The organism is Mycobacterium sp. WUMAC-067, assembly GCF_020217485.1.
Taxonomy (GTDB): domain Bacteria; phylum Actinomycetota; class Actinomycetes; order Mycobacteriales; family Mycobacteriaceae; genus Mycobacterium.
Genome location: NZ_JAEKMI010000003.1, coordinates 112,285 through 124,274, shown reverse-complemented (window position 1 = coordinate 124,274; position 11,990 = coordinate 112,285). Strand labels below are relative to the sequence as shown.

The window sequence follows — 11,990 nt, the reverse complement described above, 5'->3', positions numbered from 1 at the left end:
ACAGTCTCGCGAGACCCAGCGGGCTACCGCGGGAGCTCGGCCAGCACGTCGGCGCGGGCGTGGTCGAAGCTGAGAAATCCCTTGATCGGCAGGCTTTCCGGCGGCGGGTCCGGATAACACCAGGCGACGTCCTCGACGACATTCTCGCCCGAGACGAACGACCAATACGTCGCAAAGCCTTTGTAGTTGCAGTAACTCGACGTCTCGGATTGCCGCAGCAGATCCGTCCGCACGTGTGCGGGGTCGACATACAACCTCGGCTCGAGCGCGGTCTCGAAGAGGATCATCGTGTCGTCCGTGTCGACCAGCGTGGTCGCGCCGACGCGGACGCGCAGGCGTCGTTGCGTCGCACGGCAGTCCACGCGGTGATAGGGATTGGGCGGGTAGTGGACGAGTTTGCGCCCCTCCTCGAACCACGCGTCGACCGCGTCCCAGGGAACCTGAACGAAGCCCGGTGCCTCCGGCTCCGGCTCACTCGGCAGGTCACCGACCTCGTCGGCCGCGAAGACGTAGCCCAGTGGGCGCCCCCGCCGGTGCACCAGCAGCGCCCGCTCGGTGTCGATCACCAGCCGCCCGTCCTTGACCGCCTGGACGCGCCGCGGATGCGGCTCGACGTACACGATCCCTTCAGGCCCGTCCGGTATCGCCGGCGAGAAGCGCCCCGCCGGATCGCTGCTGAGCGGACCGCGCCCGGCCACCAGAGTCATCTGTTCCTCCCGGTTGCAACGAATCGTGTACTCCCGCGTAGGCCATTGTGGTGCACACCGGCTTCGCTGCGACAGCCCCGGTTAGCGTATGCGCCCGATGGGAGTCGACCGGGTGAGAGTCAGGATCTGACCGGATCTTCGTGTGCGAGCAGCGCCGCGTACTGCTGCTCGAGCTGCTTGGCGACGCCCCCCTGCCAGCTTTGTGCCAACGAACGTGACATCGGGTCGGGAAAGATCTCGTCGTCGCCGTTCTCCAGCCCGTCGAAGATGCCTTGCGCCACGGATTGCGTTGAGGCCTTGGGGATGTCGAGGCCTCGGGTCATGTCGGTGTCGACGGGTCCGGTCAGCACCGCATGAACCCGCACGCCCCGCCCGGCCAAGATGACACGCAGCGATTGCGTGAGGGAGAACGCGGCATCCTTGGAGATCGAGTAGGCCGGGATCAGCGGCAGCGGCGCCAGGGCGTTCACCGACAGATTGTTGACGATCGATCCCGCGGATCGGGTCAACATCGGCAGGAAAGCCTGAATCACGTCGTACGTTCCGAGCAGATTCACCGCGAGATGCGTTCGGAGTGCGGAGGCGGCGCTGAGGTCGTCGTAAACCGCCAGGCCGGCATTGTTGATCAGGACATCGAGGGAGTCGACCCCTTCCACGGCGCGTCGAATCTGCGCGGGGTCGGTGATGTCCAGGGCCAGCGGTGTCACGCGGGAATCGTCGTTGTCGGCCAACGCCTTCCGGGTGCCGACATACACCCGTCGCGCCCCACGGTGCAAGGCCTCGGTGACGAGCGCGCTGCCGATGCCTCGATTGCCCCCGGTGATCAGCACCGCCCTGCCTGAGATTGTGACCACGATGCTCTCCTTTCGTTGAACGGTGTCGTATTGGGCGGGCTTGCCGCGGCCCGTCGTTGCGCGATGCCCGCAGGTATTCCGATACGAGGGCCGGCCCAGAATCATCGATGGGCAGATCACGACGGCGAACCGGCTGACCCGGTGGCAACGGGCGGCGGGAGCAGGGAGTAGGAACGTAGCCATGGCGGGACCGGTGGAAGGCGTCAAGGTCGTCGAGCTCGGGGTGTGGGTGGCCGGACCGGCCGCCGGCGGCATCCTGGCGGACTGGGGCGCCGACGTGATCAAGATCGAACCGCCGACGGGTGATCCGGCGCGCACGTTCGGCCGCATGCTCGGCTGCGACATAGGCCTCAACCCGCCGTTCGAAATGGACAACCGCTCCAAGCGCAGCGTGGTCCTCGATCTCGGCACCGACGCGGGCCGCGCCACCGCGTTCGAATTGCTCGCCGGCGCAGACGTTTTCCTGACCAACGTGCGACCCGGCGCGCTGCAACGCCTGGGGCTGGACTTCGAGCCGGTGTCGGCGGCCAATCCCCGCCTGGTCTACGGGCTCATCACCGGATACGGCGACAACGGGCCGGACGCCGATCGCGCCGCCTTCGACGTGGCCGCGTTCTGGGCCCGGGCCGGGGTCGCCCACCTGCTCACCCGGCCCGGCGAGACGCCCCCGTTTCAGCGCGGCGGGATGGGGGACCACTCCGCCGGGATGACGATGGCCGCGGCCGTGTGCGCGGCACTGCTGGCGCGCGAACGCACCGGGGCGGGCCAATTGGTGACCACCTCGCTGTACCGGCAGGGCGCCTACACCGTGAGCTTCGACCTGAACACCTATCTGATGAGCGGCCAGCCGATCGCGATCGGGCAACGCGAATCGATGGGCAACCCGTGCATGAACAACTACGCCGCCCAAGACGGGCGGCGGTTTTGGATCGTCGGCCTGGAGGCCGAGCGGCACTGGCCGGCGCTGTGCCGTGCCGTGGGTCGGCCCGAATGGCGCGACGACCCGCGGTTCGCCGATGCCCGCTCCCGCGCGGTCAACTCGGCGGCGCTGATCGTCGCGCTGGACGAGATTTTTGCGACGCGCCCCCTCGACGAATGGGCGCAGGTCTTCGCCGGCGAACCGGATTTCTTCTGGTCACCGGTCAACACGCTCGAGGACGTCGTGGCCGACGAGCAGTTCCACGCCGCGGGCGGCATCGTCGACGTGCCCGACGGGGACGCGGCCGTGCCGATGGTGGCCACGCCGGCGGATTTTCACGGCACCCCCTGGGCGCCGCGTTCTGCGGCACCAGAACTCGGGCAGCACACCGAGGAAGTCCTGGCCGACCTCGAGGCGCGCCGCGGTTCGTGACGGCCCGCCGGGACCTTTACAAATTTCGCCAGAAGTGTCACGCTGTGCGGTGAGTCGCTTCACCCGACGCGTGAAGCGGCTCCAGCCCTTGAGAAAGCCCATGACAAGCGCGTGAGGCCCGCCAACGGAGTCGTTGGGGCCGTGTGAGGAATGGATCGATGGTCGCTCCAACGTTCGAGATCAGCAAGAGCAGCGCCGGGGAAGCACCCCACCCCAACGGTGAGGGCCTGCGCTATCGACTGGACGTGGTCGCCGCCAGCGCCGTCGACGTCGTGCAATCGGCCGGGGGTTGGCTCTACGACCGGGCGATGGCCGGCTGGGAGGTGACCGTGCTCCTCCCGCAGGGCCGCGACACCCGAGCGCTGCGGATCCTGGGGGTGCGGGTATCGGACCTCGAGTCATCCCTGGCCGCCCTGGGGTCGGGCTCGACCAGCCTCGCCGTCAGCGCCGACGCGTTCACCGCCGACGCGCGGGTGCGCGACGCGGTCCTCGAATCGCTGGACAACCGGCTGACGGAGGTCGCCCTGTGGGGCGACGGGTGGCCGCTGGGAGTGCATCGTGCGACGACCCGCGCCCAGCACCTGCTCAGCGGGGCGGCGCGCACGTTCAAAGGCTATGCGCTTGCGGCGGCGGGCATTTCGGACGCCACGGTCGCGCCCACCGAGACGCTGCTGTGCGACGTGGGTTCGGGGGCCGACTCCGACCTGATCCGGCTCGACTAGGCCCATGAAGAAGTACTACAAACACGCGCTGCTCTACCTGCACGAGACGATCTCGCTGGGATCCGGGCGAAGCGACCGGTTCACCGACATCTTCGCCGACACTTACCAGCCGATGATGGAACAACTCGGCGCCCGGCTGTTCGCGATCTGGGAATCCACCCCGTACAACGGCCACTGGCCGCAGGTGACGGTCATCTGGGAGATCGACGGGTTCGCCGACTACGCCAGGATCGGCGCCGCGCAGGCCCGCGGCGGCAGTCACGAGGCGGCCGCCGGCAAATGGTCGGCGTTCCTGGCCGACCTCGGCGCCTCGGGCGAGGGCCGCATCATGTACGCCGGACCCAGCAACCGGACGCTCGCCCAGCTGCGTGAGGCCAATTTCACTGCGCCGCTGGTGATTCAGGAGATCATGCAGACCAAGCCGGGCCGCCAGGACGACTACATCCGGGAGCTGGAGCGGCTCTACGTGCCGTGGTCGGAACGCACCGGAAAACGCTGGCTCGGCTCGTTCACCACGACCTTCCGCTTCAACGAGGTCATCCACTACTGGGCGCTGGACGGGGGATGGGACTGCTTCGCCGAGCACTACCCCTCGTGGAAGGAGAGCCCACCCGCCGAGATCGTCACCTGGATGAGCGTGGCCCCGGCGTTGCGGGACGGCTGGGAAGATTCCATCCTGCAGGCCCTACCGCCTTCGCCGCTGCAGTGACCGAGCGCCAAGGACCGATGAACGACACCGACTTCAGCTACGACCCCTTCGACGCCGCGGTGATGGCAAACCCGTTGCCCTACTACCGAATCCTGCGCGACCACCACCCGGTGTACTACATGCCGCAGTGGGACACCTTCGCGCTGTCGCGTTTCGAGGACATCTGGAAAGTTTTGGAAGTCAACAACGGCACGTTCGTCGCCTCGGAGGGCACGCTGCCGGCGGCATCGGTTCTGGCGCAACACAACTCCGGACCGGTCGACGACCCGCCGCTGCACCCGCTGCCGTTCCACGCCATGTTCGACGCCGACCTGTACGGCGAGATCCGGCGCACGCACTCCCGGCCGTTTCGGCCGCGTTCGGTCACCGACCTCGAGGGCAGGATCCGGGAGCTGGCCAACGAACGCCTCGACCTGCTGCTGCCGCGCGGCTCGTTCGACCTGACCCAGGACTACGGCGGTGTCGTGGTCGCCGCCATTGTCTGCGAACTGCTGGGCATTCCCACCGATCTCGCGCCGCAAGTCCTCGCCGCGGTCAACGCCGGCAGCCTCGCCCAGCCCGGCGTCGGCGTGGACACCGGGCAGGCGCGCCCGAACTACTTCGAATTCCTGCTCCCCGCGGTCGCCCGCCGCCGCGCCGACCAGTCCGGGCCGCCGCTCGACGTGGTCGACGGCCTGCTCGGCTATCACCTGCCCGACGGCAGCGCGCTCGACGACATGGAAGTCGCCACCCAGATGCTGTGCATCTTCATCGGGGGCACCGAGACGGTGCCCAAGATCGTCGCCCACGGGCTGTGGGAGCTCACCCAACGCCCCGACCAGCTGGTCGCCGTCCGCGCCGATCCCGCAAGCAACGTGCCCGTCGCGCGTGAGGAGATGATCCGGTACTGCGCGCCGGCGCAGTGGTTCGCGCGAACGGCGCGCAAGCCCTTCGACATTCACGGTCGGACGATCAGCCCCGGCCAGCGCGTCATCACCCTGCTCGCCTCGGCCAGCCGCGACGAGCGGGAGTACCCCGAGCCCGACGAATTCATCTGGGACCGGCCCATCCGCCGCTCGCTGGCGTTCGGCCGTGGCCAGCACTTCTGCATCGGATACCACCTGGCGAGGCTGGAAATGGCTGTGCTGCTGCAGGAATGGCTGCGCCGGGTGCCCGACTACGCGATCCGAGCCGAAGCCGCCACCCGGTTGCCGTCCAGCTTCCAATGGGGTTGGAACAACATCCCGGTGGAGGTCTGACGTGTGGTCCTACCGGCTCATCGCCCCGTATCAGTTCGAGCGGACGACGATCGCGGACGCGACACCCGACTCCCTGACCGACGGGCAGGTGCTGCTGCGGTTCCTCGCCGCCGGCGTCTGCGGCAGCGATCTGCCCGCGTTTCGCGGTGCCAGGGGCCGAATCCCCGGTGACGACGGGCGCAGCGGCCCCGAGAAGGACGGCTTCCCCATCCACGAGGTGGCCGGCGAGGTGATCGCCAGCCGGCACCCCGCGCACCGTCCCCGGGACCTCGTCGTCGGCTGGGCGTCCGGGTTCGACGGCATGATGGAACGCATCGTGAGCAACGGCGACGGGCTGGCGCCCTACGACCCGGCGCTGACGCCGGCGCAGGCCATCGGCCTGCAACCGTTGGCCTGTGTGCTCTACGCCTGCGAGCAGCTCGGCGATTTGGCCGGCCGGCACGTCGCGATCATCGGCCAGGGATCGATCGGCCTGCTGTTCTCCTACGTCGCCAAGGCGGCCGGCGCGCGGCGCGTCACCGGGGTCGACCCCATCGACCGCCGTGATCTGGCAAGGGCATTCGGCGTCGACGACCCGGTGCGCGCCACCAGCGACCGCTGGGCGAGTCAGCTCGCGCCCGGGGACCGCGCCGACGTCGTCATCGAGGCGGTCGGCCACCAGGTCGCCACCCTGACGCACGCCATCGACGCCACCGCACCCGGCGGCACCGTCTTCTATTTCGGCGTCGCCGACGACGAGATGTATCCGATCAGCATGCGGGCCATGCTGCGCAACAACCTGACGCTGAAATCCGGTGTGACGCTTGACCGTCGGCGGATGCTGGAGCTCGCGGGCAAGTTCACCGCCGAGCACCCCTGGCTGCTCGGCGCCTACCTCACCCACACGTTCGACGTCGAGGCGGTGCAGGACGCGTTCGAGCTGGCCTGCCGACCGGTGGCCGAGCGTATCAAGATCGCGATCGCCGGGTGAGGGGCCGACCGTGACGGGCGCTTCGCCGAGCAATCTGCAGCTGGCGCTGAGGAGGAACAAGCCCGTGATCTTCGGCGGCTGGGTCACCGGGCCGACGTGGCTGGGACCCGAGGAGTTCGCCCGCGCCGGTTACGACTACGTCGGATTCGACGCCCAGCACGGCTATCTCGACGACGCCGGCATCGCCCGCATGCTGCGCCGCACCGAACACCTGCCGCTCGGCACCGCGGTGCGCCTGCCCAACGCCGACGCCGCGCCGATCGGGCGGGTGGCCGACGCCGGCGCCGACGCCGTCGTCATCGCGATGATCGAATCGGCCGACCAGGCCGCGGCGGCGGTGGCCGCCACCCGCTACCCGCCGGCGGGCGTGCGCAGCTTCGGCCCGCTGCGCGCCAGCCTCGGTGCCGACCCCGCCGCCCACGAAACCCGGGTGAGCGTGTTCGCGATGATCGAGACCGCCGCGGCGCTCTCCGGCATCGACGAGATCTGCGCCGTCGACGGCCTGACCGGAATCTACGTCGGCCCCGCCGATCTCGCCGTCTCGATGGGCGTCGGCGTCCTCGGGGCGACCCGGCACCCCGAGGTGCTCGGCGCGATCACGCGCATCCACCGGGCGGCCTCGGACGCCGGGCTGGTCACCGGCATCCACGCCGGGGACGGCACGACGGGCCAGGCCATGGCGCGGTTGGGGTTCGGCATGATCACCCTGGCCGCCGAGTCCCAGGCGCTGCGGCGTGGGGCCGCCGAACACCTGCGTGAGGCGACGCAATGACCGCCCGCCCGTCGGACGATCAGGCCGCGATCCGCGACCTGATCGCCGCCTACGCCCTCGCACTCGATGCCGGTGATGTCGACGGCTGCGTCCAGCTGTTCGCCCCCGACGGCGAATTCCTGGTCTACGGCAAGACTTTCGCCGGGCACGACGGGATCGCCGGCATGTTCCGCGACGCGGCGCACGGCCTGCATCTGACCGGCGTCTCGCATATCGCGGTCGATGGTGAGCGCGCCACCGCCAGATCGCAGGTGCTGTTCGTCCGGGTCGGCGATCTGGAGCTGCGGCCCGCGCTCTACGACGACGAGCTGACGCTCGTCGCCGGGCAGTGGCGCTTCGCGCGGCGTCGGTGCAGCTTCATCACCCGCGGCGGACTGGCCGACAGCCCCGAGGACGCGCCCGCATGAACCCACGCGTCGCACTCGTGACCGGCGCGGCCGGCGGGCAGGGCCGGGCCATCGCCGAACGACTACGCGTCAAAGGGTTTTCGGTGGCCGCCTGCGATCTGCGGACCGATCAACTCGCCGCCGCGGTGCGCGAATCGGGCGACGAGCACCTGATCGCGGTGGAGCTCGACGTCACCTCGGAACCGCAGTGGGACTCGGCCGTCGAACAGGTCGTCGACCGGTTCGGGTCGCTGAGCACCCTGGTCAACTGCGCCGGCGTGCTGCACCGGGCTCCGCTGACCGAGGAGACGGCCGAAGGATTCGAAAACTCGTGGCGGGTCAACTGTTTGGGCGCCTTCCTCGGCATACGCGCGGCGCTGGCACACCTGCGCGCGGCCCCCGACGCGTCCATCGTCAACATCTGCAGCACCGGCGCGATCCGCCCGTTCCCCCAGCACAGCGCCTACGGCTCGTCGAAGTGGGCGCTGCGCGGCCTGACCCAAACCGCCGCGGCCGAACTCGCCCCCTCCGGCATCCGGGTCAACGCCGTGTTCCCCGGGCCCATCGCCACCTCGATGCTCGACGAGACCACCCAGGCCCGGCTGGCCGAGGCATCGATGTCCGGGCGGATAGGCCGGCCCGACGAAGTCGCCGACGCCGTGGCCTTCCTGGTCTCCGGCGAGGCGTCGTTCATCACCGGCTCCGAGCTCATCATCGACGGTGGTCAATGCCTGCAGATCCGATGAGCGACCTGTCGGTCGGCATCATCGGCGCGGGCCCCGGCGGCCTGGCGCTCGGAATCATGCTGTCGCGCGCCGGGTTTGGCGACTTCACCATCTTCGACCGCGAAGACGGCGTCGGGGGCACCTGGCGGATCAACACCTACCCGGGACTGGCCTGCGACGTCAAGTCGCACCTCTACTCGTTCTCCTTCGACCTCAACGCCCACTGGTCACGGCTGTGGTCGGGACAACCCGAAATCCTGGACTACTTCCAGCGCAGCGCCGACAAGCACGGTCTGCGGCCCCACCTGAAACTGCGCACCGAAATCCGCTCCGCACAATGGGATCCCGACACCCAGCTGTGGTGCCTGACCACCGCGGCCGGCGAACAGCATCACTTCAACGTGGTCGTCTCGGCCGTGGGCCTGTTCACCCGGCCGCTGATGCCCGACCTCATCGAAGAAGAACCCTTCACCGGAACCGTGATGCACTCGTCGCGCTGGGACCACTCGATCCCGCTGCAAGGCAAGAGAATCGCGGTGCTGGGCACCGGATCCACCGCCTCCCAGCTGATCCCCGAACTGGCCAAAGTGGCCGACACGGTGTATTCGGTGCAACGATCGCCCACCTGGATCCTGCCCAAGCCCGACCGGCACTACACGCGGCGGGAACGCTGGGCCTTCGCGCACCTCCCGTTGGTCAAGAAGATCTACCGGACCCGGCTGTGGCTGCGCAGCGAATCCAACATCTCGGTGATCGAGCACGGCAGCGAAAAGACCGAGCAATTCACCGCTCTCGCCCTGCAGCTACTCGAAAAGACCGTCGACGACGAGGAATTGCGCCGCAAGCTCACGCCGGACCATCCGATGGGCTGCAAGCGGCTGGTGTTCTCCTCGGATTACCTGCCCGCGCTGACCCGGCCCAACGTCGAGGTGGTGACCAGCCCGGCACGCTACCTGCGTGCCCGGTCCCTGGTCACCGAAGACGGCACCGAACGCGAGGTCGACCTGGTGGTCTGCGCCACCGGCTACGCCGCCGCCGACTATCTCGGGGATCTGGACGTTGTCGGCGAACACGGCATCACGCTGCGGCAGGTCTGGCGCGACGGCGCGCACGCCTACCTGGGCATGGCCGTGCCGGAATTCCCCAACTTCTTCATGCTGTACGGGCCGAACACCAACGTCGGCTCCAACAGCGTCGTCTTCATCCTCGAAGCCCAGGCGCGCTACATCGTGCGGGCGCTTCGGCACCTGCGCCGCCACCGCAGGCGCTACGTCGCGGTGCGTCTCGCGGCGCTCGCCGACTTCGTCGACAAGATCGACCGATGGATGGAGGGCACCGTCTGGACCACCCAGTGCAGCAACTACTTCCGCGCTCCCAACGGACGGGTGGTCACCCAATGGCCGCGCAGCGCGCGAACCTTCTGGGGGATGACGCGCCGGTTCAGACCGGCCGACTTCCGGTTCGAGCCGCCCGCCACCACCACCGCGTCGCCGGTCGCCGTGCCCGAGGCGGGAACCCGATGACGGAGCTCGACGGCGCCGATCGACTCGACCCGGCGCTGCGCGCGATCGCGACCGAGCGCACCGACTTCTCGCCTGCCGCAATCCAATTGACCCGTGAACCGTTCAACGAACGCCGCCGCGTCAGCGCCCAGCAGACCGACGCCCGCGACGTCCGCATCGTCGAGGACAACGCGGGCGGTGTCCCGGTGCGCATCTACCGCGGCGGACCCACCCCGGCACCCGTCGTCGTCTATTGCCACGCCGGCGGATTCGCGCTGGGCAACCTGGACACCGATCACCGCCAGTGTGTGGAACTCGCCCGGCGCGGCCGCTGCACGGTGGTGTCGGTGGACTACCGGCTGGCACCGGAGCACCCCTATCCGGCCGCGCTCGAGGACGCGAGCGCCGTGCTGCGCTGGGTGGTCGGCGACGCGGCCGCGCTCGGAGTGGATCCGGCACGGCTGGCCGTCGCGGGCAGCAGCGCCGGCGCCGCCCTGGCCGCCTGCCTGGCGCACGCCGCCGCCGACGGGGCGTTGCCGCCGGTGGTGTTCCAGCTCCTGCACCAGCCGGTACTCGACGACCGGGCCACCCCGTCCAAGGCGGAATTCCGCACCAGCCCGGCGTTCGACGGCGAGGGCGCCGACCTGATGTGGCGCTACTACCTGGGCCCCGAAACCGCGTCGGGGGCCGCGGTGCCCGCGCGGAGGACCGAATTTGCCCGTCTGCCACCGGCTTTGATCAGCTGCGCCGAGATCGACCCGTTCCGGGACGAGGCCATCGACTGCGCGCTGCGGCTCCTGCGCGCCGGAGTCTCGGCCGAGCTGCACGTGTTCGGGCGCGCCTGCCACGGATTCGATTCACTGCTGCCGGAATGGTCGGGCTCGCAACACTTGTTCGCGCTGCAAGGCAGCGCCGTGTCCAGCGCGCTGCACGGCGACTAACCGTCGAATCGGATGAGCTGGCGCACCGCGGTGCCGTCGGCCAAATGGTCCATCGCCTCGTTGATGTCGTCCAGCCCGATCGTCGACGACACCAGCGATTGCACCGGCAGCCGGCCCGAGCGCCACAGCTCGACGAACCGGGGAATGTCCCGGCTGGGCACCGCCGAGCCCAGATAGCTGCCGATCAGCGAGCGGCCCTCGGCCACAAAACCCAACGGGGACACCGTGATCCGGGCGGTCGGTGGCGGCAGGCCGACGGTGATGGTGCGCCCGCCCGGCGCGGTCAAGGCGATCGCGGTCTCCAGCGCGGCGGGATGGCCGACCGCCTCGACGACCACGGCGGCCTTCACCCGCGCGTCGGCGGCCTGCTGCGGCGTGTACGCCTCGTGCGCGCCCAGGCCGCGGGCGGCGGTCAACTTGTCGGGCAACTGGTCGACGGCGACGACGCGCACGTCGTCATAGGTCAGCGCGGTGAGCAGCGCCGCCATCCCGACGCCGCCCAGCCCGACCACGGCGACCGTCTGCCCCGGCCGCGGATGCCCCACGTTGAGCACCGCCCCGCCGCCGGTCAGCACCGCGCACCCCAAAAGAGCGGCGACATCGGCCGGCACGTCGGGCGGCACCGCGACCGCGCTCGCCCGATTGACGACCGCATGCGTCGCGAAACCCGAGACCCCGAGGTGGTGATACACCGGCCGGCCGGCGCGGCTGAGCCGAATGTCACCGCCCAGCAGGGTGCCGGCGCCGTTGGCGGCGCTGCCCGGTTCACACGGCGTCAGCCCCTCGGTCGCGCACGCCGCGCAATGGCCGCAGCGTGGCAGGAACACCAGCACCACCCGCTGGCCGACGGCCACATCGCCGACGCCGTCGCCGACCCGCTCGACGATGCCGGCAGCCTCGTGCCCGAGCAGCATCGGCACCGGGCGCACCCGGTTGCCGTCGACCACCGACAGGTCGGAGTGGCAGATGCCGGCCGCCTCGACGCGGACCAGGACCTCGTCGCGCCCCGGGGGCGCGAGGTCGACGTCGGTGACGCTGATGGGCCGCGACTGGGCGTAGGGCCGGGCCGCCCCGATGTGCTCCAGTACCGCGCCCCGAATTCCGGACATGCTG

General features: G+C 69.8%; 13 protein-coding genes. 10 read left to right on the top strand and 3 right to left on the bottom strand.

What is annotated here, in order from left to right:
- Positions 1-23: 23 nt before the first annotated feature.
- Positions 24-707 carry a DUF427 domain-containing protein gene (locus tag JF781_RS03170; protein WP_225327216.1) on the bottom strand — a complete coding sequence of 228 codons (684 nt, stop codon included), beginning with the start codon at positions 705-707 and terminating at the stop codon, positions 24-26.
- Between the two features lie 119 nt (positions 708-826).
- A complete protein-coding gene (locus JF781_RS03165; protein WP_225327215.1) occupies positions 827-1,561 on the bottom strand; it encodes an SDR family NAD(P)-dependent oxidoreductase in 735 nt (244 codons plus the stop codon).
- A gap of 181 nt (positions 1,562-1,742) precedes the next feature.
- On the opposite strand from JF781_RS03165, the gene JF781_RS03160 reads away from it, so the two are divergent.
- From JF781_RS03160 to JF781_RS03115, 10 genes are all read left to right on the top strand, one after another.
- Entirely contained in the window at positions 1,743-2,912 is a 1,170-nt protein-coding gene (locus JF781_RS03160) for a CaiB/BaiF CoA-transferase family protein (protein WP_225327214.1), read from the top strand.
- Between the two features lie 158 nt (positions 2,913-3,070).
- Positions 3,071-3,634, top strand: a complete 564-nt coding sequence (locus JF781_RS03155) for a hypothetical protein (protein ID WP_225327213.1) — start codon at positions 3,071-3,073, stop codon at positions 3,632-3,634.
- A gap of 4 nt (positions 3,635-3,638) precedes the next feature.
- Positions 3,639-4,343: an NIPSNAP family protein gene (locus JF781_RS03150; RefSeq protein WP_225327212.1), complete on the top strand. Its 705-nt coding sequence runs from the start codon at positions 3,639-3,641 to the stop codon at positions 4,341-4,343.
- 17 nt (positions 4,344-4,360) lie between these two features.
- On the top strand, positions 4,361-5,581 hold the full coding sequence (locus JF781_RS03145) for a cytochrome P450 (protein WP_225327211.1): 1,221 nt from the start codon (positions 4,361-4,363) through the stop codon (positions 5,579-5,581).
- A gap of 1 nt (position 5,582) precedes the next feature.
- Positions 5,583-6,551 carry a zinc-binding dehydrogenase gene (locus JF781_RS03140; protein ID WP_225327210.1) on the top strand — a complete coding sequence of 323 codons (969 nt, stop codon included), beginning with the start codon at positions 5,583-5,585 and terminating at the stop codon, positions 6,549-6,551.
- Positions 6,552-6,561: 10 nt separating this feature from the next.
- On the top strand, positions 6,562-7,323 hold the full coding sequence (locus JF781_RS03135) for an HpcH/HpaI aldolase/citrate lyase family protein (protein WP_225327209.1): 762 nt from the start codon (positions 6,562-6,564) through the stop codon (positions 7,321-7,323).
- Positions 7,320-7,730 carry a nuclear transport factor 2 family protein gene (locus tag JF781_RS03130; RefSeq protein WP_225327208.1) on the top strand — a complete coding sequence of 137 codons (411 nt, stop codon included), beginning with the start codon at positions 7,320-7,322 and terminating at the stop codon, positions 7,728-7,730. The genes JF781_RS03135 and JF781_RS03130 overlap by 4 nt, the downstream gene beginning before the upstream one ends.
- Positions 7,727-8,455: an SDR family NAD(P)-dependent oxidoreductase gene (locus JF781_RS03125; protein ID WP_225327207.1), complete on the top strand. Its 729-nt coding sequence runs from the start codon at positions 7,727-7,729 to the stop codon at positions 8,453-8,455. Before JF781_RS03130 ends, JF781_RS03125 begins: the two co-directional genes overlap by 4 nt.
- Positions 8,437-9,957: an NAD(P)/FAD-dependent oxidoreductase gene (locus JF781_RS03120; RefSeq protein ID WP_225327206.1), complete on the top strand. Its 1,521-nt coding sequence runs from the start codon at positions 8,437-8,439 to the stop codon at positions 9,955-9,957. The genes JF781_RS03125 and JF781_RS03120 overlap by 19 nt, the downstream gene beginning before the upstream one ends.
- Entirely contained in the window at positions 9,954-10,877 is a 924-nt protein-coding gene (locus JF781_RS03115; RefSeq protein ID WP_225327205.1) for an alpha/beta hydrolase, read from the top strand. The genes JF781_RS03120 and JF781_RS03115 overlap by 4 nt, the downstream gene beginning before the upstream one ends.
- On the opposite strand, the gene JF781_RS03110 is transcribed toward JF781_RS03115, so the two are convergent.
- Entirely contained in the window at positions 10,874-11,986 is a 1,113-nt protein-coding gene (locus tag JF781_RS03110) for an alcohol dehydrogenase catalytic domain-containing protein (RefSeq protein ID WP_225327204.1), read from the bottom strand. The two genes, JF781_RS03115 and JF781_RS03110, sit on opposite strands and share 4 nt — an antisense overlap.
- Positions 11,987-11,990: the final 4 nt, after the last annotated feature.